This is a genomic window from Cloacibacterium sp. (genome assembly GCF_047601505.1).
Taxonomy (GTDB): domain Bacteria; phylum Bacteroidota; class Bacteroidia; order Flavobacteriales; family Weeksellaceae; genus Cloacibacterium.
In genome coordinates this window covers 857068-882672 of sequence record NZ_JASGJD010000001.1, presented here as the reverse complement: position 1 = coordinate 882672, position 25605 = coordinate 857068, and the positions used below count along the sequence as shown (strand labels likewise).

Annotated in this window: 28 protein-coding genes; 12 read left to right on the top strand and 16 right to left on the bottom strand. The window is 31.4% G+C overall.

Annotated elements, in window-relative coordinates:
• Nucleotides 1-30: 30 nt before the first annotated feature.
• The 4 genes from QM746_RS04185 (at nucleotide 31) to rpsB (ending at nucleotide 2225) form a co-directional block, all read left to right on the top strand.
• Nucleotides 31-360, top strand: coding sequence for a hypothetical protein (locus QM746_RS04185; RefSeq protein WP_414983064.1), 330 nt, complete (start codon nucleotides 31-33; stop codon nucleotides 358-360).
• A gap of 126 nt (nucleotides 361-486) precedes the next feature.
• On the top strand, nucleotides 487-942 hold the full coding sequence (gene rplM, locus QM746_RS04180; protein ID WP_374365345.1) for a 50S ribosomal protein L13: 456 nt from the start codon (nucleotides 487-489) through the stop codon (nucleotides 940-942).
• Nucleotides 943-944: 2 nt separating this feature from the next.
• On the top strand, nucleotides 945-1331 hold the full coding sequence (gene rpsI, locus QM746_RS04175; protein WP_374365347.1) for a 30S ribosomal protein S9: 387 nt from the start codon (nucleotides 945-947) through the stop codon (nucleotides 1329-1331).
• 135 nt (nucleotides 1332-1466) lie between these two features.
• Entirely contained in the window at nucleotides 1467-2225 is a 759-nt protein-coding gene (gene rpsB / locus QM746_RS04170; RefSeq protein WP_374365350.1) for a 30S ribosomal protein S2, read from the top strand.
• Between the two features lie 92 nt (nucleotides 2226-2317).
• Here the strand turns inward: rpsB and QM746_RS04165 are convergent, their stop codons facing one another.
• The 11 genes from QM746_RS04165 to QM746_RS04115 all read right to left on the bottom strand — a co-directional run bounded on the left by QM746_RS04165 (nucleotide 2318) and on the right by QM746_RS04115 (nucleotide 13066).
• The gene (locus tag QM746_RS04165) at nucleotides 2318-2845 is read right to left on the bottom strand and encodes a DUF6759 domain-containing protein (protein WP_414983063.1); all 528 of its coding nucleotides are present in this window, start codon (nucleotides 2843-2845) and stop codon (nucleotides 2318-2320) included.
• Nucleotides 2846-2855: 10 nt separating this feature from the next.
• The gene (gene trmB, locus QM746_RS04160; protein WP_414983062.1) at nucleotides 2856-3533 is read right to left on the bottom strand and encodes a tRNA (guanosine(46)-N7)-methyltransferase TrmB; all 678 of its coding nucleotides are present in this window, start codon (nucleotides 3531-3533) and stop codon (nucleotides 2856-2858) included.
• Between the two features lie 115 nt (nucleotides 3534-3648).
• The gene (locus tag QM746_RS04155) at nucleotides 3649-4452 is read right to left on the bottom strand and encodes a hypothetical protein (protein WP_414983061.1); all 804 of its coding nucleotides are present in this window, start codon (nucleotides 4450-4452) and stop codon (nucleotides 3649-3651) included.
• Between the two features lie 152 nt (nucleotides 4453-4604).
• The gene (locus QM746_RS04150; protein WP_414983060.1) at nucleotides 4605-6209 is read right to left on the bottom strand and encodes a hypothetical protein; all 1605 of its coding nucleotides are present in this window, start codon (nucleotides 6207-6209) and stop codon (nucleotides 4605-4607) included.
• A gap of 122 nt (nucleotides 6210-6331) precedes the next feature.
• Nucleotides 6332-7120 (bottom strand): SDR family oxidoreductase, encoded by a 789-nt coding sequence (locus QM746_RS04145; protein WP_414983059.1) that lies wholly within the window; start codon nucleotides 7118-7120, stop codon nucleotides 6332-6334.
• A 99-nt stretch (nucleotides 7121-7219) separates the two neighbouring features.
• Entirely contained in the window at nucleotides 7220-7651 is a 432-nt protein-coding gene (locus tag QM746_RS04140; RefSeq protein WP_414983058.1) for a hypothetical protein, read from the bottom strand.
• A gap of 55 nt (nucleotides 7652-7706) precedes the next feature.
• Nucleotides 7707-8963 (bottom strand): 3-phosphoshikimate 1-carboxyvinyltransferase, encoded by a 1257-nt coding sequence (locus QM746_RS04135; RefSeq protein ID WP_414983057.1) that lies wholly within the window; start codon nucleotides 8961-8963, stop codon nucleotides 7707-7709.
• Nucleotides 8964-9039: 76 nt separating this feature from the next.
• Complete coding sequence (locus QM746_RS04130; RefSeq protein WP_414983056.1) at nucleotides 9040-10065, bottom strand: AAA family ATPase; 1026 nt, start codon at nucleotides 10063-10065, stop codon at nucleotides 9040-9042.
• A gap of 42 nt (nucleotides 10066-10107) precedes the next feature.
• On the bottom strand, nucleotides 10108-11286 hold the full coding sequence (locus tag QM746_RS04125) for a DUF4350 domain-containing protein (protein WP_414983055.1): 1179 nt from the start codon (nucleotides 11284-11286) through the stop codon (nucleotides 10108-10110).
• Entirely contained in the window at nucleotides 11283-12071 is a 789-nt protein-coding gene (locus QM746_RS04120; RefSeq protein ID WP_414983054.1) for a DUF4129 domain-containing protein, read from the bottom strand. Before QM746_RS04120 ends, QM746_RS04125 begins: the two co-directional genes overlap by 4 nt.
• Nucleotides 12072-12082: 11 nt before the next feature.
• Nucleotides 12083-13066: a stage II sporulation protein M gene (locus QM746_RS04115; RefSeq protein WP_414983053.1), complete on the bottom strand. Its 984-nt coding sequence runs from the start codon at nucleotides 13064-13066 to the stop codon at nucleotides 12083-12085.
• Nucleotides 13067-13091: 25 nt separating this feature from the next.
• Here QM746_RS04115 and QM746_RS04110 point away from each other — a divergent pair, with 25 nt between their 5' ends.
• Nucleotides 13092-13841, top strand: a complete 750-nt coding sequence (locus QM746_RS04110; protein WP_414983052.1) for an RDD family protein — start codon at nucleotides 13092-13094, stop codon at nucleotides 13839-13841.
• A gap of 27 nt (nucleotides 13842-13868) precedes the next feature.
• Nucleotides 13869-14162 carry a GNAT family N-acetyltransferase gene (locus QM746_RS04105; protein ID WP_414983051.1) on the top strand — a complete coding sequence of 98 codons (294 nt, stop codon included), beginning with the start codon at nucleotides 13869-13871 and terminating at the stop codon, nucleotides 14160-14162.
• 32 nt (nucleotides 14163-14194) lie between these two features.
• On the opposite strand, the gene QM746_RS04100 is transcribed toward QM746_RS04105, so the two are convergent.
• The 3 genes from QM746_RS04100 to smpB form a co-directional block, all read right to left on the bottom strand.
• The gene (locus tag QM746_RS04100) at nucleotides 14195-14935 is read right to left on the bottom strand and encodes a YebC/PmpR family DNA-binding transcriptional regulator (RefSeq protein ID WP_414983050.1); all 741 of its coding nucleotides are present in this window, start codon (nucleotides 14933-14935) and stop codon (nucleotides 14195-14197) included.
• Between the two features lie 94 nt (nucleotides 14936-15029).
• Nucleotides 15030-16460: an OmpA family protein gene (locus QM746_RS04095; RefSeq protein ID WP_414983049.1), complete on the bottom strand. Its 1431-nt coding sequence runs from the start codon at nucleotides 16458-16460 to the stop codon at nucleotides 15030-15032.
• Between the two features lie 67 nt (nucleotides 16461-16527).
• On the bottom strand, nucleotides 16528-16986 hold the full coding sequence (smpB, locus tag QM746_RS04090; RefSeq protein ID WP_374361034.1) for an SsrA-binding protein SmpB: 459 nt from the start codon (nucleotides 16984-16986) through the stop codon (nucleotides 16528-16530).
• Nucleotides 16987-17172: 186 nt separating this feature from the next.
• Between smpB and QM746_RS04085 the strand changes: the two genes are divergently transcribed.
• The 6 genes from QM746_RS04085 to QM746_RS04060 all read left to right on the top strand — a co-directional run bounded on the left by QM746_RS04085 (nucleotide 17173) and on the right by QM746_RS04060 (nucleotide 22981).
• The gene (locus QM746_RS04085; protein ID WP_414983048.1) at nucleotides 17173-18798 is read left to right on the top strand and encodes an ABC-F family ATP-binding cassette domain-containing protein; all 1626 of its coding nucleotides are present in this window, start codon (nucleotides 17173-17175) and stop codon (nucleotides 18796-18798) included.
• A gap of 165 nt (nucleotides 18799-18963) precedes the next feature.
• Nucleotides 18964-20676, top strand: a complete 1713-nt coding sequence (gene recJ, locus QM746_RS04080; protein WP_414983047.1) for a single-stranded-DNA-specific exonuclease RecJ — start codon at nucleotides 18964-18966, stop codon at nucleotides 20674-20676.
• Nucleotides 20677-20743: 67 nt separating this feature from the next.
• The gene (nadD, locus tag QM746_RS04075; protein ID WP_414983046.1) at nucleotides 20744-21340 is read left to right on the top strand and encodes a nicotinate (nicotinamide) nucleotide adenylyltransferase; all 597 of its coding nucleotides are present in this window, start codon (nucleotides 20744-20746) and stop codon (nucleotides 21338-21340) included.
• A 41-nt stretch (nucleotides 21341-21381) separates the two neighbouring features.
• Nucleotides 21382-22215 carry a hypothetical protein gene (locus tag QM746_RS04070; RefSeq protein ID WP_414983045.1) on the top strand — a complete coding sequence of 278 codons (834 nt, stop codon included), beginning with the start codon at nucleotides 21382-21384 and terminating at the stop codon, nucleotides 22213-22215.
• A 75-nt stretch (nucleotides 22216-22290) separates the two neighbouring features.
• Nucleotides 22291-22647 carry a hypothetical protein gene (locus QM746_RS04065; protein WP_414983044.1) on the top strand — a complete coding sequence of 119 codons (357 nt, stop codon included), beginning with the start codon at nucleotides 22291-22293 and terminating at the stop codon, nucleotides 22645-22647.
• A complete protein-coding gene (locus QM746_RS04060; RefSeq protein WP_414983043.1) occupies nucleotides 22631-22981 on the top strand; it encodes a DUF3817 domain-containing protein in 351 nt (116 codons plus the stop codon). Before QM746_RS04065 ends, QM746_RS04060 begins: the two co-directional genes overlap by 17 nt.
• 20 nt (nucleotides 22982-23001) lie before the next feature.
• Here the strand turns inward: QM746_RS04060 and QM746_RS04055 are convergent, their stop codons facing one another.
• The gene (locus tag QM746_RS04055) at nucleotides 23002-24237 is read right to left on the bottom strand and encodes an OmpP1/FadL family transporter (RefSeq protein ID WP_414983042.1); all 1236 of its coding nucleotides are present in this window, start codon (nucleotides 24235-24237) and stop codon (nucleotides 23002-23004) included.
• 9 nt (nucleotides 24238-24246) lie between these two features.
• The gene (locus QM746_RS04050) at nucleotides 24247-25584 is read right to left on the bottom strand and encodes a DUF4270 family protein (protein ID WP_414983041.1); all 1338 of its coding nucleotides are present in this window, start codon (nucleotides 25582-25584) and stop codon (nucleotides 24247-24249) included.
• Between the last annotated feature and the right edge of the window lie 21 nt (nucleotides 25585-25605).

Below are 25605 nucleotides of genomic sequence, written 5' to 3'. Positions count from 1 at the left end.
AAATTAACTATTTTTGCAAAAATTTTTAAAATGAAAAGAACGCTAATTTACACATTTGCAGGAACTTTAATCAGTTTTTTAATCAATCATTTTTTGCTAGAAAGTGGTGGTTTATGGCTAGAGCTTTTTTACGGTTTTGCATTTGGTCTGGCATGGGGATTAGCATATTATATAGACAACCCCGAAACTCCTTTACCAAAAAAGCTAGGGATTTCTTTTGGGGCAATGATAATCTTAGTTGTTATAGGGAGTTTAATCTTCGACTTAGAAAAAGCTTTACCTTCTGTTTTTAAGTTTTCAATAGTTTTTGTAGGGTATTATTTATTAGCGAGTTTCAGACAAAACAAGTCGTTAAAATAATGACAAACAGAAATTTACATCAAAAAAACATTCTATTTTTGTAGAAAGTTTTTCAATTTCAAAAAAAAACCATAACTTTGCACACCTTTTTAAGGGAAAATTATGTTTAATCGTAAACAATAAATAGTGAATACATTAAGTTACAAAACCGTATCAGCTAACAAAGCTACCGCTAAGAAAGAATGGGTTGTGGTAGATGCAGCTGGGCAACCATTAGGAAGATTAGCTTCCAAAGTTGCGAAGATTTTGAGAGGTAAGCACAAAACGAATTACACTCCACACGTAGATTGTGGTGATAACGTAATCGTTTTGAATGCAGAACAAGTTGCTTTATCTGGCAACAAGTGGGCAGACAAAAAATACATTTGGCACACTGGTTATCCAGGTGGTCAAAAATCGTTAACTGCTGAAGAAGTGCACAAAAAAGACAATTGTAAATTAGTAGAAAAATCTGTAAAAGGTATGTTGCCAAAAAACAGATTGGGAAGTGCTATCTACAAGAATTTGTATGTATATGAAGGAGGAGAGCACAAGCATGAAGCACAGCAACCAAAAGTTATTAACCTTAACGAAATTAAATAATTATGTCTATAGTTCACAAGATTGGAAGAAGAAAAACTTCTGTAGCTAGAGTTTATGTGAAACCAGGCGCTGGTAATATCACAATAAACGGAAGAGACGCAAAAGAATACTTCAATACGGAGATGTTGGTTTATAAAGTGAATCAACCATTCTTATTAACTGAAACTGTAGGACAGTACGATGTAACTGTAAACGTTTTCGGTGGTGGAATTACTGGTCAAGCAGAAGCTATTAGACTAGGAGTTTCTAGAGCACTATGCGAAATCAACGAAGAAAACAGACTAGCACTTAAGCCAGCAGGTTTACTTACAAGAGACGCAAGAATGGTAGAAAGAAAAAAACCAGGACAGAAAAAAGCAAGAAAGAGATTCCAATTCTCAAAACGTTAATCTTTTTTCTCGGTTTATTTACAAATTATTACAAAAAAATTGCCCGTTACGTTTAGCATCCAAACTTTTCTCCCATCTTAAAGAAAAGTTGATTGCATAAAAAGCGGAAAGTAAACTAACAAAAAATTAAAAAAAATGGCAAAAGCTCAAGTTAAAGACTTATTAGAAGCTGGTGTTCACTTCGGTCACATGACTAGAAAGTGGAATCCAAATATGGCTCCATACATTTTCATGGAGAAAAATGGTATTCACATTATTGATTTACATAAAACTGCAGTAAAATTAGATGAAGCTTGTAACGCTTTAGAAAAAATTACTTCAGCTGGTAAAAAAGTTCTTTTCGTAGCTACTAAAAAACAAGCTAAGGAAATTGTAGCAAAACACGCTTCAGAACTTAATATGCCTTACATTACTGAAAGATGGCCAGGTGGTATGCTTACCAACTTTGTTACTATCAGAAAAGCGATTAAAAAAATGAACGCTATTGATAAAATGAAGAAAGATGGTACTTTCGAAACTTTATCAAAAAAAGAAAGATTACAAGTAGACAGACAAAGAGCTAACCTAGAGAAGAACTTAGGTTCTATCGCAGACATGGTAAGACTTCCTTCTGCTGTATTTGTAGTAGATATCCTTAGAGAACACATCGCTGTTACAGAAGCTAAAAAATTAGGTATTCCTGTATTTGGTATCGTTGATACGAATTCAGACCCTAGAAAAGTAGATTTCGTAATCCCAGGAAACGATGATGCTTCTAAATCTATTGACATGATTCTTTCTGTAGTTTCTGAAGCTATTAAAGAAGGTCAATCTCAAAGAAAAGCAGATAAAGAAAAATCTAAAGAAGGTGAAAAAGTAACTGCTGATGCAGACAAAGACTTTGACGCTGAATAATTTTTCAACATTATAAAACAAAAAACCTTTCAAAATATTTTGAAAGGTTTTTTTGTGTAATAAAATTAAATATTAGTTTTTTTATCAATCAATTAATTATCATTCATTCTCTTTAAAGCCACTAAAATATTTTTATTTAAATCTTTTTGAGCTTCATATTTCAATTCGCAAAGATTGCCGCTTAGATGATACATTCCCTTTTCTACCATTATAGCATTCTGTCCATTTGCAGGAACCGGAATATTATAAGTTACCTTTCCTTCAATCTTTAAAACCATATTGCATTGAGAACTATTTTTAACCAACAAAAGGCTTAAAGTATCGTTTTCGTCACTTTGAAGCATCTCATTAATTACTTCCGTCGTAATAGGTTTTTTATTTTTTTCTACATCAGAATTCATAAGTAACTCAAAAGCATCATGGTCTTCTTTTTTAGATTTAAATTTATTCAAATCTAAGCCTTCAAGACGTGAGTTATCATTATTAGCTATATAATTTACAGCTTGTGCAGCAGTAACTTTCTTATCCGCAGAGTGAAGATCATTACTATCAAATTTCACTTGCGCGGACAACGAAATGCCCGTTACCATAGCAAGTAACAGAGTGGAAATTTTCTTCATTTTTCTATTTTTATTTCAATTTAAACTTTATATAAGTAATTGTTTTTCCTTTTGCAGAAAACAATTCTTCGTAATAAGTTCTAATTTCTCTCAAATAATGGGTTTCTGGCTCATATTCTGGCGCTCCGTATATATCATGATGCGCTGTCACTATTTCGTGGCCTAAGCCTTGCAATAGCCCTAGCGTATAACCATGAAGGAACTCAGAATCTGTTTTAAGATGTACAATTGCAGAAGGTTTCAAAATGTTTTTGTAGCGATTCAAAAAATCTGGGTGTGTAAGCCTGTGTTTACCTCTTTTATACTTAATTTGAGGATCAGGAAACGTAATCCAAATTTCATCAACTTCATTTTGAGCAAAAAAACAATCTATTAATTCTATTTGTGTTCTTAAAAAAGCTACATTATCAAGACCGTTGTTCACTGCATCTTTAGCTCCAAACCAAAACCTTGCTCCTTTTATATCTACACCAATAAAATTTTTATCAGGAAAAGCCTTTGCCATTCCTACAGTATATTCGCCTTTTCCGCAGCCAAGCTCTAGAACTATTGGGTTTTCATTTTTAAAAATTTTCTCCCTCCATTTGCCTTTTAGTTCGAAATTATTAAGCGCTTCTTCTCTTGTTGGCTGTATTACATTTGGCAATAATTTGTTTTCTGCAAACCTTGCAATCTTATTCTTTCCCACTTATTTCGATTAAAATTGGGGGACAAAGATATAAATATTTAAATACAAATCATAAAAAAATGTTAAAAACACGATAAAATTCATATAAATAATGAATTATTCTTAGAAAATAGACCTAAATAGATGTATTCGAAACAATTTCTTGAAGATGAGACGATTTTAATCTTTTTTGATAAATAGGAAGATATTTATCTATAGAAAGCTTCACTGCTTCGTAGTTTGAAGATTCTATGTAAGGTAAAAGATTATCCGAAGTATATACAAATTGTAAAAAATTATCAATCAAATCTTTAGGGATTTTTAACCTTGTAAAATAATCTTCTCCTAGATAAGATTTGGTATTATTAATTGCGTATTGCATTTTTTCGTACTGATAAAGACGTTCTTTTTTCTTTCTATCACCAGAAACCACATCATAAAGACTTGCCAAACTAATAGAAAAACCACCATTCGCTAAGTCTGCAACAGGTGCAATTGGCGGTGTACCATCTCCTTTTGGCGTTGGCAAACCAATAATTTTCGCCACTTCTACTCTAGATTTTTTAGAATCTAAAGATTTTACATCTTTTCTAAGATTACCCGTTGGTTTAAATCTATTCAAAACCACTTCTTGTATCTCTTTATAAGCAACCTCCAACTCAATTAAATTCCTAGAATTATTAAGAATCTCAGGAGTTAGCTTTAAATCTTTTCTTTCGGAAACAATAGAAGTAAATCTTATCACATCACCAGCTTTTGCAGGAATACGAAAATCCCCATTATAATTGGTAAGATATGTCTTTTGTTCGTTAAGATTCGTAATATATATTTGATTAAGATAAAATGACGATTTATCTCTCATAAACAAGGTTCCGGAAAAAGTTTGAGAATTAATTTTAATTAAAAATAATAGACAAACGAGTAAAATGATTCTCTTCATAATTATTTTGCAAAAATACTCAGATTTACAATGCAAAAACAAATTCAATTAAGAAAAGACAGTTAAACTTCTATTAAACTTTAAAGCAAAACTGTTAAGAAAAGTTAGAAATAAAATCAAACCCATCTAAAAACCTTAAATTACTCAAAATCTTAGAATTTACTCACAATTCCCCAATGGATTTTGGTGTCTTGAAATTTAAAAGGATTGCCAAATTCTTGCCCGTTGGAAACCTGAAAAGTCATTAATCCAATTGGTAAAATAAAATTAAAACCAACGCCAAAACTGTACAATTTAGAAGTAGTTTTCAAAGTAGAATTTCTCACGTTTGCCAATTGCCCAAAAACATCAAAAAACGCCTGATTGCTTACCAAATAACGATATTCGGCACCACCAAATCCATAAAAATCTGTATAAAGAGATTGCTCATTAAAACCTCGAAGCGAATTATATCCTCCAATTCTAAAAAGCTCGTTCGTGGTAACTTCACCTCCAGAATTCAACATTGCAGATTCTGCTTTTATATTGAAATAATGATTCCCTTTGAGATGAAAATTACGTTCTGCAAACAAATAATAGCGATTTTGCTGATATGTTTTATCTAAATTTTGATAATAAGAACTCAGCAAATCTAACTCTGCAATAAGTTTGGTTTTATAAACGAACAACGGCTCTTCTGAAGTTTCTGTAAATTCATAAAAAACGCCAACTCCTTTTTTGCTAAAATCTTGTCCGGAAGTATAAGTATCGTCTAAAACCGAAGAAATTTCAAAATTTCCTCTCGCTCCAATTTTTTGCTTCTCCGAAAGCTGATAATACAAAGACGGACGAAACTTCACATTGGCAAAAGTAGAATCTTGACGGTAAATATTCATGTTCAAATTTGCACCAACGTTAGAGCCAAAAAGGTAAGGAATATCGGTCTGCAAATCGAAATTTTGTCCACTTTGTTGATTTCTTTGCCAATAAAGAGAAATACTTTCAAAACCATTGAAAACATTTTTCAGGTTGAGATTTATACTTCCCGTAAAACTAATTTTTTGCTTATCGTTATTTCCAAAACCGAGAATTCCGTCAAAATTATTAGATTTTTTCTTCTGAAGCGTGAGATAAATTTCCGTAGAATCTTTTGTAAATAATGTTTGAGGCGTTCTTTCTAGCAAAACAAAAGGATGATTTTCTAATCTGGAATTTATCTTGAGAAGATTTTCGTTGTCGTATTTTTTGCCAACAAATTCTTTTTCTAAATTCTTCACAAAACGTTTCGGAACTTTGGTATAACCTTTCAAAACGAAACCATTTATCAATCTTTTATCACCTTTAAAAACCGAAATTTCAACTTTCGGAATCTCATTTTCGAATCCTAAAAACTGCGTTTTCACTCTATTGAAAGCAAAACCTTCATCTGTATATTTTTGATTGATAACTTGCTTTAAAGAATCTAGATTTTTAGTAAAAATTTCATTTTTAGACTTTAAGAATTCAGCAGTTTCATTAGGCAAACTCACTTTTGCTTCGTTGAAATTTTTTCCCTTATCAAAGAGAATTTTGGTAGTTTTATCTACTTTTTCTACATTCAAAACCTTGGTGAAATAATAATTATTCTCTGCCAAAGAATCTAAAAATTTAGCTGCAGCAAGAGAATCTTTTTTGATGAATTCTTTCTTGGTTTGAGAATCTATTAAGATAAATTGTTTCTGTTGGGATTTCAGAAAAAAAGGAAGAAAAAATAGAAATATGTATAGATTTTTTTTCACGCAATGTCGCAAAGATGATTACGCAAAGAACGCAAATTTTTGTTGAATTAGTATTTGGTCATAGCCACTAATGCACGAATAACTTTAACAATAATAAAAAAATTCGTGCATTAGTGACAACATTAATCCATTTTATTATACTTCTTCATCAGATTTTCGTAGGTTTTCTGCGGAAGAATCCATTTCAAAGGAACGCCAATTTTTTGTCCGAACTTTCCGAAATAATAATGAGCTTTCCAAGATTTTTTTTCTAATAATTTCTCTATGTAAAGTGCCACTTCCAAAGGTTCTGTTCCGTCATCAACGTGAGCATTCATCAAAGAATATACTTTTTCAAAAACCGATTTATAAGGTTCTGAAATTTGAGTTTTCACTCTATTTTCAGCAATTTTGGTTTTAATATCTCCCAAATGCAAACTACAAACTTCCACATTCCATTGATAAACTTCGTAACGCATTGCTTCTACCACTTTATCCAGCGCAGATTTTGAAGCCGAATAAAACCCACGAAACGGAAGTCCCATTTCACTTCCAATACTCGAAATATTGATAATTTTACCAAATTTTTGTTCACGCATTTTTGACATTACTGCGCTCATCATTTGAACCGCTCCAATCAAATTCAGGTTAAATAGCTTCAGAATGTCTTCTTTGCTAGAATCTTCCACAGCGCCTACCATTCCCATTCCAGCATTATTGATGAGAACGTCTATTCTACTTTCCGTTTTTAAAATTTCTGAAATCGCAGCTTTAACTTGTGTATTATCAGTAATATCTGTTGGAACAGTAGTAAAATATTGACTTTCCACATTTTTTCGACTTAAGCCAAAAACTTTGTGCCCTTTTTTGCCGAAATATTCAGCAAGAGCAAAACCAATTCCTGTGGAAGTTCCTGTTATTATTATTGTCATAAATTTTGTTCGTTTTTTATATCACAAAGCTCTCAAAGCTTTCACAAAGTTCACTAATTTTAGATTATTGAGACGCTTTGCTTTTTGAAGAAAATATTTTTAATCTAAATTTTCTTTTTCTATAAATACAATGATTTTGTCTTTATCAATTCTGCAAAAAATAGAATCTCCTATTTTACTTTCAACAGTGTATATTTTTGAATTGTATTTGATTTTATTAGAATCAATATTTTTTAAATCTAAAAATTTATACCCTTTCATATTTTTTTTCATTAAATCATAAAAATCTATATTTCTTACAATAATACTTTCAGAACCTGAAGAAATATCTTTTGCTAATAATTGATTTTTATAGACTAGCTTTCTATCAATTCTATAATGAAATTCTTGATAAAAAACATAACAATCCTTTGGAAAAAATCCTTTTTCATCTAAATCAGCTGTTATTACTTGATAATTTTTTTTAACAAAAAAAGAAGCAATAAATGCAATTCCAACAAGGACAAGTATCAAAATAAAGATTTTTTTCATCTAGCTCAATTTAAAAAACTTAGTGCTCTCCGTGCAAAAATCTGTGAACTCTGTGTTACACTTTATCTGTAATTCCAAAAAAATCTGTCCAAAAATCTGGATAAGATTTTTCTACTACGTCTTCGTTTTGTATATCTAATTCTTTTACCAAAGCAAACGGCGCAAAACTCATCGCCATCCTGTGGTCGTTATAAGTTGCGATAGAAATAGCATTTTTAGGTTCAAAAAATTCTAAAGATTTGATAGAATCATCTGTAATTTCTGTTTTGCAACCAATTTTTTCTAATTCGTTTTGTAGCGCAACCAATCTGTCGGTTTCTTTCACTTTCAGAGTTCCTAAACCTGAAATTTCAAAAGGTAATTTGAGCGCAACACACGTTACACAAACAGTTTGCGCAATATCTGGACAATCATTCATATCCAAAATAAATTTTTCAGGATATTGAAAATGTGCATCAGGAATTAAAGCAATTTGATTTTCCGCAGAATCTGAAATCGTATTAACACCAAAAAATTTTAAATAAATCTCTTTCAAAGCCGAATCTCCTTGCAAAGAAAAAGCATAGAAACTTTTCAGATGAATTCTTTTCTTCCCAATTGCAGCCAAAGAATAGAAATAAGAAGCCGAACTCCAATCGCTTTCTACGGTGTAATGTTTTATTTTGGAAGTGTGGAAATGCATATCCAATTGCTTATTGTACAAAGAAGACTCTGAACTCAAAATTTTAATTGAATTTCTTTCAAAACGACTTTCTATACCAATATCTTTTAGAATTTTCAAAGTCATTTTAATGTAAGAGCGAGATGTAATTTCGCCTTGCAATTCTATTTCTAAACCATTTTCTAAACTTGCACCAATCAATAAAAGCGATGTAATAAACTGCGAAGAAATATTGGCGGGAATTTTCACAAAATTCTTTTCAATTCTTTTCCCATGAATTTCCAATGGCGGAAAACCTTCGTTTTCAAGATAATTAATCTCTGCTCCTAGTTCTCTTAACGCATCTACCAAAGGTTTTATAGGTCTTTGTTTCATTCTGGCAGAGCCTGTAAGAATTGTTTTTTTGCCTTCCTTAATTGCGAAAAGCGACGTTAAAAATCTCATGGCGGTACCTGCGTGATGAATATCTACCACTTCTGAATCTTCTGCCAAAGCTTTTTCTAAAAGTTGTGTATCTTGACTGTTAGAGAGATTTTCGATTTTTAAATCTCCAAATAATTTGCCCAAAATAAGTAACCTGTTCGAAATACTTTTCGAGCCGGTAATAGCAACGGTTTTCCCGTCTTTTAATTTTACTTTTTCTATCTTCATTTTATAATTATCATTTGAAACCTTAGTAAAAATTAACGCAAAGGCGCAAATTATTTCATTTCAATTATCATTTTTCTTATCTAGGAATTTCTATACTTTCTAAAATTTGTTTTATAATTTCATCGGCTGTTAAACCTTCCATTTCACGCTCTGGAGCAACCATAACTCTGTGTCTCAAAACACCAACAGCTGCTTCTTTAATATCTTCTGGCGTTACAAAATCTCTTCCTCTAATTGCAGCAAAAGCCTTACTCGCCGTAAGAAGTGCTAAACTAGCTCTAGGCGAAGCTCCCAAATACAAAAACTGGTTTTCTCTTGTATTCACGGTAATTTTTGCAATATATTCTAACAAATGAGGTTCTACAATAATTTCTTTCACCAAATTTTGAAAATTCTTCAATTGATGCCCCGAAATAACAGCTTCTACCTGAGAAATTTTATCGTCTAATCTGTTTTCGTGCTGGTTTTTCACGATTTCTATTTCCTGAGCAAGATTAGGATAATCTACATTAATTTTGAATAAAAATCTATCCAATTGTGCTTCCGGAAGTCTATAAGTTCCTTCGTGTTCTATAGGATTTTGTGTTGCAACTACCAAAAACGGCTCTTCCATTTTATAGAGCGTTCCATCCATTGTAATTTGTCGTTCTTCCATCACTTCGAAAAGAGCAGCTTGCGTTTTTGCAGGCGAACGATTAATCTCGTCAATTAAAATAAAATTGGAGAAAATAGGACCTTTTTTATATTCGAATTCAGTGTTTTTCGCATTAAAAACCGAAGTTCCCAAAATATCCGAAGGCATTAAATCTGGTGTAAATTGAATTCTGCTAAAACCTACAGAAATTGTTTTTGCCAAGAGCTTTGCTGTTACCGTTTTTGCAACACCAGGAACACCTTCTATAATAACATGTCCGTTCGAAAGCAAAGCCACTAAAAGATGTTCAATCATAGATTCTTGACCTACAATTACTTTTGCGATTTCAGATTTTACTTTTGTAAGACTTTCGCTAAGTTCCGTCATATCAATTCTTGAGTGAAATTCTGGCGCTGTAGTTTGTTCTTCGTTTTGTACTTCTAAATTTTGGTTATCTAAGTTTTCCATTTTCTAAATTACTAAATTTCAAAAAATTATATTTTTACAAAGTTATTTTAAAATTTCGTTTAAAACTTTATTTAAAGTCATCAAATCTTCATTAATAACTTGCGAAGAAGGATTAAGAGATTTTTTTATTAAAACAACTGCTTCTTTTATCATTTCTGGAGATTTCCCTGTTTTTAAATGCAATTTTTTCTCAAATTCTTCATCTAAAAATTGAGTATCAATCAACAATTCTGTTCTTACTTTGCTCAGAAAATATTGAGATTTTTTCGCCATCATGTCATGAAAATCGCCTTCCTGCATATACAAATTACCAATACTTCTAATAAAATCTACCGATGTATTTTTCAACGGCTCAATAATAGGAACTACTCTTTGTCTTCTTTTCGCATTGAATAAAATAAACACAAGAACAGCACCTAAAAACAAAAGCCAAGCATTTCTAAGAGGCGGATTAGCCCATATAAACCTAAGCGGAGAACTCGATGTTTCGTTGTAAGTTTTTTGAAACCAAATCGTTTCTCTATCTGGCAAAAATGAAAATAAATCTTGAATATATTTTTGATTTTCCGCTTTTAAAAGATGATAATTGGTAAGAACAATTGGTTCTGAATGAAGAAAAACATTTCCTTTCCCGAATTTTACTTTAATAAAATAAGCTCCCGAACCCAACGTTTCTTCGTCTTTATTATCATAATATTCGTCTCCTAAAATTTCTGTTGTTGCAAAATTTATTTTAGAAAAAACCGCCGGATTTTGATTTTTTTCTATGATGATGCTATCAGAACGAAGTTTTTCGTCGGTAAAATACATCATACAATCATTGCTGTAATTAAAATCAGTTTGCTTTACCTTTAATGTATCGATAATTTTCTCTGGAATTTGTTCTGAAACAATCATTAAATCTGAACCTTTAGATACTTGATTAAGAATTTTATCTAAAGAAGTTTCATCAATATTTTTTTCAATTAAAAGAATATTATGAGGTTTTGTCTCCTTATTTTCTTCGTAATAAGAATACGGCGAAACTTCTATTTTCTTTATTTTATGATTGAATAATTGATTGGATTCTTTATCAAAAACATACAAACCATAAGGCGATTTTTCTGAGACAGAAAAATTTTTATTCCAATCTGTTGGAGTTTCGCTAACGAGTTGCGCCAAGACAACCAAAGCTACTACCACCAAAAGAATGATGCCTAATGTTTTATAATTTTTGTTCATTTAAAAAATACGGTTTCAAATTTTTTCTTCAACTGTTGATAATTTTCTTCATTTATTTCAAATTCTCCATACCAAACGTATTCAAAGATGTAAAGCAATTCTGAAAATACCTCTTTTATTTTTTCTTGTTTTATTTCTCTTTCGTAATCGTGATTGGTTTTTTCGGCATTCCAATCTATCATCTTCTTATCCGAAAGTTTCTTTAGAACATTCAAAAATTGATATCTTATTGCAGTACGAAAATCTTTCTCTTTCTCGAATTCTAATATTTTTTCAGAAAAATTAATCTCATGAATATTTTCTACAATATCTTCAGAATTGATGTTTACTGTTTTGTTTTTCTTTCTAAAAATAAAATTTCCTTCTTTAGAAACAAAATAGCTAATGATGATGTAAAGTATAAATCCTAAAACTAAAAATCCTAAAATTTTAAAGAAAATCCCTGCAAAAGAAACCGTTTGTTTACCATCTACACCGCCGAAAATATCTCTCAACAATTCTCCTATTTTTCTCATCAAATTATCCCAACCTGTGGTTTTAGGCTTTTTAGGTGTATAATTGAATTCGTCTGTTTGGTAATTTTTTCTAAAATTATTTTTAAATTTTTTAGGAGTTAAATTATTATTGGTTACATAACCTTCAATAAGCGCCGAATCTATAATTTTTGCATCTTTAAAATTTGCACTGTAAGCAGAATCTGTAACCACTTCCTGATAAGATTCTTGAGCTCTACAAAAAGTAAAACTCAACAAAAACATCAAAAAAAGATATAATTTATTTATCATTAGGTAATCTGCTACTGCAATTTTTCAAAATTATTAGAATTGTATTTTTTATTGGCGATAAATGGATAAAATATATAGTAATAACTAATTAGAAATAAAGTCCCAAAAATAATAAAAAGATTGAGCGCAAGATTCATTTTAAGTGCTTCTCGGGTTACATAACCTTCTAAAATTCCCGCAAAAATAGTAAACGGAACTGTACTTAAAAAAATTTTAAAACTGTCTTTAAAACCTATTTTGAATGAATTAAGCCTAGAAAAAGTTTTAGGAAATAAAATTGAAGCTCCTAAAATTAAACCTGCCATTGCTTCAATTATCATACTAAAAATCTCGAAAGCGCCGTGTATCCAAATTCCTCTTGCGCTTTGTGATAAAGCACCTTGTGTTTGGAAAAAATATTGAAATGAGCCTAACATGATACAGTTATAAGCAAAGGCATATATGGTACCTACTCCAGCAAAAATTCCGTAAATGAAAAGTTTTGCACCAACCGTTAAATTATTTTTGATGATTGCCAATGCACTTCCCCAAGTTGAACCACTTTCATAAACACCAATTGCATTGCCTTTTCGGATGTTTTCTAAAGTCATGTTTACATAATCTTCGCCCAAAATAATCATCACAAAATCTCTATCATAATGAGAAGATATTACACCAATTGAGACAAAAATGATAAAAAGCCCAAAAGTATATAAAAGATATTTTCTATACTGATACATTAAAAGAGGAACTTCTTGTTTGTAAAAACTCAAAAGTTTGTTTTCTTCAACCCTTTTGGTTTTATAAATTTTCTGAAAAATTAATGTAGCAAGGTGATTTAGGTAGATTGTAGTCTTACTTTTGGGATAGTAAGTCTGCGAAAAAGACAAGTCATTAATCAAATTAATGTATAGAGACGACAATTCATCAGGATTTTTTTTCATTTTTCCTGAAATCACTTGCTCTATTCCCAACCATTTTTCTTTATTTTGCTTAATAAAAGCTACCTCTCTCATAATCTATTGCTAAAATAATAAAAAAATGGCTCAAATAGACATCAATACCTCACAAAATGTAAATTTATCTTTTACGGTTGCCAATCTTGGCGAAAGACTTTTGGCTTTTATTATTGATACAGTTATAAAAGTGATTTTAGGATTCATAATTGCTTATATTTTATTCAAATTTTTAAGATTAGACAATTTCATCAAAGGTTGGGATCAATTTTCCATAATGGGTTTTTACGCCATCATTTCGTCTCCATTTATATTATATCCATTAATTTTTGAAAGTCTGATGGAAGGACAAACTCCTGGCAAAAAAGTATTCAAAATAAAAGTAGTAAAAGTAGATGGTTTCCAAGCGAGTTTTTCAGATTATCTCATCCGATGGATTTTCAGATTGATAGATTTCGGATTCTTTTTTATCCCTGGTCTTATCAGCATGACGGTGAATAAATACAACTTAAGACTTGGCGATATCGCCTCTGGAACGGCGGTTATTTCCCTCAAAAATGACATTAATATTTCTCATACTATTTTAGAGAAAATAGACTCAGATTACATTCCAACTTTTCCGCAAGTTATTTCTCTTACCGATAACGACGTTAGAATAATTAAAGAAAATTTCGTTAAAGCAAAAAACGGACAAGACAGACAAATCATTACTAAATTAGCCAACAAAATCCTCGAAACTCTAAAACTTAACAGAGACGACATACCACTCACCGAAAGTAAATTTATCGACACCATTATCAAAGATTATAATTTTTATACAGGCAAAGACGTTTAATTTTTTATCTTTATCAAAAGTTAAAAAATGGAAATATTATTTGAAAACAATAAAAAAGGAAACGGCGGTTATATCTCTCTTAAAAATGAAGCCGAAGAAATTGGCAGAGCAACCTATACTATTTCGCCAGAGAATAATATTTTAATAGTTTCTTACGTGATGGTTTACCCAAAATTTGAAGGGCAAGGTTTTGGCAAAAAATTGGTAGAAGAGGCTATAAAATTTGCCAGAGAAAACCACTGGAAAATAAATCCTCATTGTTCGTATGCACGTTCTGTGATGATGAGAATGCCTGAAATAGAAGATGTTTTTACTAAATAAAAAAAGTCGCAAAATTTGCGACTTTTTAGTTTTTATAGAGAATCCATCAATTCGTCTGTTATTTCCATATTATGATAGACGTTTTGTACATCGTCATCATCTTCGAAGCGCTCTAGCATTTTCATGTTTGCTTTAAACTGGTCTTCGTTTACCTCTTTTGTATTATTGGCAATTCTTTGCAATTCTGCACTTTTAGCTTCAATTCCTAGCTCATCTAATTTATGAGAAAGCGAACCAAAGTCTTCAAAAGCAGTGGTAATCATTACTTCTTCGTGGTCTTGGTCTATTTCTTCTGCACCACCGTCAATCATTTCCATCTCGAAATCGTCCCAATCTAATTTTATTTGAGTTTTATCAATAGTAAAAATTCCTTTTCTATCAAAGATAAAAGCTAGTTCGCCATTTTTACCAAGATTACCATCAAACTTATTAAAAACAGCCCTTACGTTAGCCACCGTTCTGGTAGGATTATTGGTAGTACATTCTACAAAAAATGCTACACCACCTTGCCCATAACCTTCATAAGTTACCTCATCGTAGTGTTCTGCATCTGCACCAGAAGCTTTTTTTATAGCTCTCTCCACATTATCTTTAGGCATATTTGCCCCTTTAGCATTTTGCATGCATCTTCTAAGAGCAGGGTTAGAGTCAGGATCTGGACCGCCAGCTTTTACAGCGATGGCAATATCTTTACCTATTTTTGAAAAAGTTTTGGCCATTTTATCCCAACGAGCCATTTTTGAAGCTTTTCTATATTCGAATGCGCGTCCCATAATTAATAAAATTTACGAATGCAAAAATACAAAAAATAGCATAAAAAAACACCCTCAAAATTTTGAGAGTGTTAATATTATTTAGAAATTTTAATTATTTCTTTTTAGATGTTTTTTTAACTGCTTTTTTAGTTGCTTTAGCAGGAACATCAGATTTTTGTAGAGCAGCCCACTCGTTTAAGTCAACGATAGCTTTAACTTCTACTTTTCTATCTTTTTGTCTTGCTTCATCAGATGCAGTTTCTGGTTCAGTAGCTTCAGCTTCACCAACACCTTTAGATTTTAATTGTTCAGCTTTAACACCTCTAGCTTCTAAAGCTTTTACTACAGACGCAGCTCTTTCTCTAGAAAGTTTTAAATTGTATGCATCAGCACCTTTTTTATCAGTATGACCAACTACTAAATATTGACCACCGTTAAATTCTTTAATATATTTAGCAGCAACGTCTAATTTTGCTTCAGACTCTGGTCTTAATGTAGCTTTGTTAAAGTTGAAAAGAATATCTTTAAGAGCAGCTTCAGTATCTTTAGCTACTTCAACAGCAGTTCTAGGACAACCGTTAAGTTCTTTTAAACCTGCAACGTTAGGACAAGCATCATCTTTGTCTAATACTCCGTCTCCGTCTGTATCTGGCCAAGGACAACCTTTATTTTCAACTGGACCTGCAACGTTAGGACAAGCATCATCTTTGTCTAATACTCCGTCTCCGTCTGTATCTGGCCAAGGGCAACCATTGTTTTCAACTGGACCTGCAACTTCAGGACAGTTATCATCTTTATCAGCGATACCATCACCATCAGTATCAGGACAACCTTGGAATTGAGCTAAACCAAAAACATCTGGACAAGCATCATCTTTATCTTTGATACCATCTTTATCTCTATCTGTATTACCAAATCTAAACAGGATAGAAGCACCAGCTTGCCAGAAATTAACTACAGCTGAGTTATCAGTTGGAGTTCCAACATAATCACCTTGTAAATTAATACCAAAGTTTTTAGTTAACCAAAAGTTAGCACCAATACCACCTGCTGTAGTAAAGTGATTAGCTTTAATTAAATCACCATCAGAATTCACCGCTCCAGTTCCTTCGTAATCGTGTCTTAGATAGTTAGCTCCAATTCTTACATATGGATCGAACCAAGATTCTTCATTCCAAAGACTAGCTAGTTTAAATTGTACACCAAGACCAGTTTGTAGGAAGAATTCTTTATCCATTCCAATTTTTTTATTATCAACATTACCAACTGTAGTTTGCCAATCTAAAACAAAATATTTGTTTAAATTTCTTGCAACAGTTAATTTTGATAGAGGTGGAGTGATAGTAAAATTGTTCATTTTATACAATTCTCCTCCGTTTCCTCCAAAAGCAGTTGAAAACATGTCTCCAAATTTACCTGCAGCAACATGATTCTCTGCGTGTGCACCAACTCCAATCAACCAAGGATTAGAAGTAGTTTGAGCGAAAGCAGTAGAGGCAAATGATAATGCCAATGCTGTAATTCCTAATTTTAGATTTTTCATAGAATTAAATGATTAAATAATTGATAATGCAAAATAAACACAAATTCTCGTGATAAACAAAGTTTTTTTACACTTTCTTGAGAATTCTATCTAAATTTCTTTTGTTTTCTCTATTTTTTATTGTTTCTCTTTTATCAAAAAGTTTTTTACCTCTTGCTAGTGTTATCAATAGTTTTGCAATGCCTTTATCATTAATATAAAGCTTTATTGGGATTATGGTAATCCCTACATCTTTCATTTTTCTTTCCCATTTTTGCAATTCTCTTTTATGTAACAAGAGTTTGCGCTCTCTTTTTATTTTATGATTATAGAATGTTCCGAGTTTATATTCATCAATACTCATATTTATTACATAGAGTTCTCCTTCTATAATTTGGCAAAAACTTTCTGTAATAGAAGCTTTAGAAGAGCGCAACGCTTTAATCTCTGTACCTGTAAGTACAATACCAACTTCTAACTGTTCGAGAAACTCATACTCAAACTTAGCTCTTTTATTAAGAATATTAACGTTTTTTTCTATCTTCATTACTGTATTGCAAAATTGTGTTAAAAAATAAGCCCATATTTTATAAAATTATCTCTAATATTTATAAAATTTACTTATTCGGAGTTATAAGTTGTTAAAAATCCAAAACTTAAACCTTTTAAAAACGAATATAAATCTTATATCCCAAAATCTTTTCTTAATTTTGCACCAAATTTACAAAACTTTATGTTAACAGTATCTAATTTATCATTACAATTCGGAAAGAGAGTCTTATTTGACGAGGTAAACATCATGTTCACCAAAGGAAATTGCTACGGAATTATCGGGGCAAATGGAGCAGGAAAATCTACTTTTCTTAAAATTTTAACTGGAAAACAAGAGCCTACCACAGGAAATGTTTCTCTTGAGCCAGGAAAAAGAATGTCTGTTTTAGAGCAGGATCACTTTGCTTATGACAATTTTACAGTTTTAGAAACTGTTTTAAGAGGAAATAAAAAACTTTATGAGATAAAAGAAGAAATGGATGCGCTATACGCAAAACCAGATTTTTCTGATGAAGACGGAATAAAAGCCGGAGAACTAGGTGTAATTTACGACGAAATGGGCGGGTGGAATGCAGAATCTGACGCACAAACCATGCTTTCTAACGTTGGCATTAAAGACGATATGCACTGGCAAATGATGGGAGAACTCGAAAATAAAGATAAAGTAAAAGTGCTTTTAGCTCAGGCTCTTTTTGGAAATCCTGATGTACTAATTTTAGACGAACCTACCAACGACCTTGATATTGACACCATTTCATGGCTAGAAAATTTCTTGGCAGATTACGAAAATACCGTAATTGTAGTTTCTCACGACCGTCACTTCTTAGATACCGTTTGTACACACATTGGAGATTTAGATTATGCTAAATTAAACTTATACACTGGTAACTACTCTTTCTGGTATCAAGCTTCTCAATTGGCAACAAGACAAAGAGCTCAAGCCAATAAAAAAGCCGAAGAAAAGAAAAAAGAATTACAAGAATTTATTTCTAGATTCTCTTCTAACGTAGCAAAAGCTAAGCAAGCTACTGCAAGAAAGAAAATGCTAGACAAATTAAACATTGAAGATATTAAACCTACTTCTAGAAGATACCCTGCTATTATTTTCGAGATGGAAAGAGAAGCTGGAGACCAAATTTTAGAGGTAAAAGATTTAGAAAAAACCAAAGACGGCGAATTGCTTTTCTCTAATGTTGACATTAAACTGAAAAAAGGAGACAAAGTTGCCATTATCTCTAAAAACACTTTGGCAATTTCAGAATTTTTCGAAATTCTTTCGGGGAATGCAAAAGCAGATAAAGGAGAATTCAGTTGGGGCGTAACTACCAACCAATCTTATATGCCACTAGATAACACAGAATTTTTTCAAGATAATAGTTTAAATTTAGTAGATTGGTTGAGACAATTTACTAAAAACGACGAAGAAAGACACGAAGAATTTATGAGAGGTTTCTTAGGAAGAATGCTCTTCTCAGGAGACGAAGCTCTTAAATCTTGCACCGTGCTTTCTGGAGGCGAAAAAATGAGATGTATGTTCTCTAGAATGATGCTTCAAAAAGCAAATGTTCTTCTTTTAGATGAACCTACCAACCACTTAGACTTGGAAAGTATCACTACTTTGAACAATTCATTAAGTAATTTCAAAGGAAACATTTTACTCTCTTCTCATGACCACGAAATGCTAGAAACTGTTTGTAACAGAATTATAGAACTTACTCCAAAAGGTGTTATAGACAGAGACATGACTTATGACGAATACCTTTCAGACAAAAAAATTAAAGAATTACAACAACAGATGTATTCTTAAACGTAAAAGTTATAATTCGATAAACAAAAACGAAAGTTATAATAGAAACCGTTCAATATTTTTGAGCGGTTTTATTTTTTGTGTTCTGTTATAAAATTATTGCTAATTTTCAATAGAATTAATCTATAAACTTTTGTAAAATATTTTCTGTAAATTTGTGAGATTATGAGTTTAAAATGGATATACAAACCAGAACCAGATGAAGAAATTGTAGATAGCATCAGTTCTTCAATCGGCTTTGGAACTCTAGAATCTAAAATATTGGTTTTAAGAGATATTGACAACTACCAAAAAGCTAGAGAATTCTTCAAACCAAAATTAGAAGATATCCACAGTCCGTTTTTAATGGCAGACATGCAAAAAGCAGTCGAAAGAATTGCTTCTGCTATAGAAAATGGTGAAAAAATCCTCGTTTACGGAGACTACGATGTAGATGGCACTACAGCCGTTGCGCTAATGTACCTTTACCTTTCTAAAATCGTAGATAAAAAATATTTAGATTTTTACATTCCCGATAGAAATCTAGAAGGCTACGGCATTTCAGACGAAGGAATTAACTATGCTAAAGAAAATGATTTCGGTTTAATTATCGCTTTAGATTGCGGAATAAAAGCCGCAGATAAAATAGATTATGCTAATTCTTTAGGAATAGATTTTATTATTTGCGACCACCACTTACCAGGTGACGAATTACCAAAAGCTTACGCTGTTTTAGACCCAAAAAGAAACGATTGCAGATATCCATACAAAGAACTTTCTGGCTGTGGCGTTGGTTTTAAACTTTGCCAAGGATTAAATACGATATATAAAATCCCAGAAAGCGAATTATACGATTTAACAGATTTACTCGCCATTTCTATTGCTGCTGATATTGTTGCAATGACTGGTGAAAACAGAGTTTTGGCTAAATTAGGCTTAAAAACATTGAGAAAAACCAGAAATTTAGGTTTAAGGCTTCTAATTCCTCAAGAAAAAATTTCTACGTTTGATATTTCGAATATTGTTTTTGAAATTGCACCAAAAATTAATGCCGCAGGTAGAATTTCGCACGGAAAAGCAGCTGTAGAATTAATGATTTCGGATAATTTGAAAAACGCACACCAAATTGTAAACGAAATAGTAGATTTAAACGACTCTAGAAGAGAATTAGATGCCAACATCACACTTTCTGCTACCAACCAAGTGATAGAAACCAAACAAGAGAATAACTTTTCTACCATTGTTTATCATCCTGATTGGAACAAAGGAGTAATAGGAATTGTAGCTTCTAGACTTACCGAAGTTTACTACAAACCAACACTTGTTTTTACCGACGGAAATAATGGCGAAATGGTAGCTTCCGCAAGAAGTGTCTCAGATTTTGATGTACACGAAGCGCTAGAACTTTGCAGCGAATATTTTTTAAAATTTGGCGGACACCAAGGTGCTGCTGGACTTTCTATGGAAAAAGAAAAGTTTGAAGATTTTAAAATAAAATTTGAAAAAGTAGTTTCCGAAAGAATTAAAGAGCATCAAAAAGAACCTTCTATCACCATTGATACTGTAATTGAAATTGAAGACCTTAACAGAGAATTTTTTAATTTCCACAGAAAATTAGCGCCCTTTGGTCCACAAAATATGAAACCAGTTTTAGAACTCAGAAATCAAAAAATTTCGGGTTATGTAAAACAAATGGGAAAAGATGGCAATCATGTTAAATTTTATATTCATCAGCCTGTTTCTGGAAGAAACATAGAATGTATTGGCTTTAAATTAGGCGATTACATGGAAGATTTCAAATCCAAATCTTTCGACATCGCTTTTACGGTAGAAGAAAACCATTGGAAAGGAAATGTAACGTATTATTTGAATATTCGTGCTGTAAAATTTGTGGGATGATAGATGCTGGATGTTGGGTGTAAAATTCTCTAAACATCTAACCCAAACATTCAACAAAAAAAGAAAAATGAAAAAAATCGGACTATTTTTTGGCTCTTTTAATCCCATTCATATTGGGCATTTGATTTTGGCAAATTACATTTTAGAAAATTCTGATATGGAAGAACTTTGGTTTGTGGTTTCACCTCAAAATCCTTTCAAAGACAAAAAATCTCTTCTAAACGACCACAATAGATTAGATATGGTGCAACTTTCGGTGAAAAATTACCCAAAAATGCGTGCTTCTAACATAGAATTTTCTTTGCCAAAACCAAGTTATACCATTGATACGCTTACTTACCTCAACGAGAAATATCCTGATTATTCTTTTGCACTTATTATGGGCGAAGACAATTTAAAAAGTCTCCCCAAATGGAAAAATTATGAAAAATTAGTATCAGATTATCAAATCATTGTGTATCCCAGAACTTTTGAAGGCAACGTTTCAACTTCGCTGAACGATTCAGAATTGCGAAATCATGAAAATATTTCTTTAATTAATGCTCCAATTATAGAACTTTCTGCAACAGAAATTAGAAAAATGATTAAAGAAGGTAAAAATGTAAGACCAATGCTTCCGCCAGAAGTTTTTGAATATTTAGACGGGAGCTCATTTTATAAGTAAGTTGTGTGATAATTAATTATCTTCTTAAAAAAATAATAACCATGAAAAAAATTCTATTCCTTTTAATATTTATTTTCACCCAAAATTCATATTTCACTCAACAAGTTTACAATGCTAAAACAATTATAGACACTACCCATTCTGAAATAGACTCAATAAACATTTCAGACTACAAAAAAGTTTTAAGGGAAGAACTGAAATATGCAAATTCAAAATGTAAAAAAGATTCTTTAAGAGCAGTGGAAGAATCTAAATTTAACTTAACTTACTCATTATCTATTCCAACGCCAGCAATGACCGAAGATTTTTTTCTTCCCGAGAAAGAATTTATTGAAATCCTAAGAAAAAACAATATTGGGTATGGAGGATATATTTTAGGAAATTGTTTTGGAATTCCCGACAATTGCTTTCAATGGGAAATGAATAGAATCATTGATAAAAAATATGGTAAAAATTTTATTGAAAACCTAAAAAAAATAGCTGTAAAAAAATTTGTAGAAAATAATCCTAATAGAATATTTGAATTTGAAGAATGTGATCAAGAATCTAGATATGTCCCTGCAAAAAATTACAATGAAATGATGCAAATGACAGAGTCTGACTACATTAAAAACTTTGATTATCCTAAAGATTTTATAGTTAGAAAAAACGATGATAAATATTCTTATGCAGAAGCTAGCTTTATACTAGACACCAAAGGGAATATTTCAAAATTATCTATTGAACTTGAACTTAAACAAAAAAAGAATTATATTTACAGTTCTTACTTATTAAACTCTTTTAAAAAATTCATAGAAACTTCCAAATGGAAAACAGCCACTTACAAAGGCTTTCCTGTGAAAAGCAAAATGAAAGTTTTAATCTTTTATAAATAATTTGTTATGAAAAAATTTTTTTTACTATTCTTTGTTTTTATAAGCTCACTATTTTTCTCACAAACAAGTAAAATTTTGCCAAACAAAATTGACCAAAAATTAGTTGGCACTTGGAAGGGAAATGAAACCGACCAACAAATAAATGGTGTGTCGAAATATTGGGTGCTTACAAGGTTTCCAGATGGCACTTTTTCCATAATGTTTAACATGATAAAGGATTGCAAAGTAACATCAACAGTAGAAACAGGACAATGGTGGATTGAAGATGGTAAATATTATGAATTACATTTTTACTCCGGCAATACGGATATTTATACATACTCTTTTCCGTCAAAAAACAGTGTCAAATATAAAATAGTAGATTCTTCAATGGTAGGAGAAACTTACGAATTTATAGATACTAAAGTCTTTGTTAATGGAGAAGAAGAATAATATGATTGAAGAATTCTTCTCAAAATATCCTCAAGAAAAAGTAATGAAATGGTTTCACCAAGTATGTTTTGCTGAAGCAATTTCTTGGTTTTTACTTTTTGTAGGAATGATTTGGATACGCGAAGACAAAGAAGGTATTTTGCCTCTAACTTACATTATTTTCATTGGAAACGTACACGGATTATTTTTTACCTTGTACTTGTTTTTAGCATTTCCTGCCAGAAAATTCTACAAATGGGACGACGAGGATTCTATATTTGCGCTTTTAGCGGCATTTTTCCCTTTGGCAACCATTTGGATAGAAAAAAAACTGGCAAGATTTGATAGAGAATAAAAATTTTTACTTTTTTACTCTTATTGATAATATGTTTTTTGGAACCAACGGTTTACGAAATTAAGACTTAAATTAATACTGTGATAATTTTCTTTAATAATGGCACTGCTCATTCCTCTCACTCCGTAGCTGTAACCAACGTTTAGCATAAAACCATTTTTCAAAGGAATACCAAGACCGGCAGAAGCTTCAAATTTATCAATTTTTATTGAGCTTATTTTGTAATATCCTGTATCATAATTAGCTCCTAAACGATAAACAAAACCATCAGAAATGCTTGTATAGTTTCTTTTTTGAGGTAAAATTTCTAAACCTAAAGAATAGATTTGTTGGTTATAATATTTTTCGTAGGTAGAACCATATTGAAGTCCTTCCCAATTTTTATTTTGAAAATCCACCGTTGCCATCCATTTGTTTTTATGAAGATAACTCGCTCCAATTCCGTATTCTTTTGGTAAATAAGTATCTCCAATAGTGTATTTTACATCTTTTATTGTTTCGCTATCTGCATTGTGAGTTTCTTTAAGTGTACCTTCGCCAGTAAGCTTTGTTTTAAAATCAAAAGTTCCTCCAATGGAAATACTGCTAAGATTATCTTTCAATGTTTTTTTATAAAAAAATCCAAACTGAGAGCCAAATCCAGTATAATATTCGTTCTTAATAACTTTTACATCCGTTAAAGTAGAAGAACCTACGGCAATATTTTCTGTACGCGTGATGCTTCCGAAATTATTTCTTAGTTTTAAACCTAAAGAAAAATCTTTCAAAATTTTATACGACAATCCTACCGCAACATTAGCAATTCCTCCACTTCCTTCTAAATAAACAGGATATTGAAGTGTGGTACCTTCGATTGGTGCAGTAGAACTTATTTTGTAATCTGATGTAGAAGTTGGCTGCAAACTAGCGGTGAAAAACATTTTGGGAGTTATTCTGAAACCTATTCCCAGATTGTTATAATTGGAAAGAAAACGTTTGTCTTTGGCACCACTACTTGTTGTGGTATTATATTTTACGACGCCTCCAACATCTAGAATTGCGATACCTGGCATAAATTCTACGTTTGTTGCCGGATTTTTGAAATTGATATTGCTTTCTGAATCTAAAGCAAGACCAGTTCCTCCGAGTGATAAATTTCTAGCATTATCAACATTATCCATCACACCAATTCCGAAATAGGAATAGGCAGAAGCACTCTGAGATTTATAGAAAATTACAATAAGCGAAAAGCTTAATATTAATATTTTATTCTTCATTTTATTAGCTTAATATCCTAGTAAGTATAACTTTATATTAGATTTGTTGGTAGTATTTTTAGAATCACCAATTACCAATCTTTTAATTTTTTGTTCTTTATAAGTTGTTGGATAGAGTAAAATACTTCTACCTGTTGCGCTAGAACTATTTGCCGTCATGGTTTTGAGATAATCTGTAAGAGAAAAAGTATATTGACTATTATCCTGAAACTCATTATCTGTAGAAAGCGTAATAGTAACTTCTTCTCCGCTAGAACTTGTAAAAGAACTCAAAATACTATTAGTTTTATCTGCCAAATAATAATTTAAACTCTCTGGCAAGTAATATTTTTTATCGTAACTTCCAAATACTGGTTTCACGTTAAGATTAGCATCCAGAATAGAAACATTAGGATATAGATTGAGAATATCATTAATATAAGGAACCTCAACTTTGGTATAAATCCCAATTGCCGAGAACTGATAAGCTTTATTTCCTAAAGATTTTGAATTTAATGGATTTTTAGGTGTAAGATTCTGAAGTTCCGAATTAGAAAAATCATAATCTATTTGATTGTATTGGTAGGTTGTATTTATATTAAAATCTAATGTGTATTTGGTAACATCTGTACCATTATCTGCTTTGGCATGATAGTACATTCTCATTACTGTGGTGATGTCTTCGTCTGTTAAATCTATGGTATCCCCAATACCAAAATTCAAAAATGCCTCATTGGTACTACCTGGAACAAGAGCTAAACCTTTAAAAAAGTTAAGAAAATACTCCTGACTGTCTACATTACCCGTTTTTATTAAATTAAATAGCGACAATCCGTAAGAATTATCCAAATTTATTTTCAAATAATTATCTGTTTTTGTAGGTCTAGGTAAAAAACTAATATTACCAATCTCGTTAGAAGAATACTTAAACTTAGATGTATTATACAAACTTCCATCTGTATTAAGTTTAATTCTATTTTCTAAAGGATAAACAGAAAGTTTAAATGTTTTAAGAGTATCACCATAATAATAGTTATCATTATACGTTAGATACAAGACCAAAGAATCATAAACAGCGGTAGTTTTGTTAGTAATGCTATAGCTAGCAGGTGTTACCTCGAAAAGAGAAGACGATTTTACTTCTCCAAAAATATTATCTTTAGTTCTGCCCACCAAAATTTCGCTCTGCCCAGAAGTAGCTACAGAATCCATCATAATGGTAGACATTTTAAGGGTAAGTGTATCTATCAATTTAACCCTAGAATCGGCAGTTGCCCAACTGCTTCCCGCCAAATATTCATTTCTGGAATCGTCACAAGATACTAATCCAATTATTATAATAAATATCCCGATAATATAATTCTTCATCGATTTTTTTTTGTGTAAACA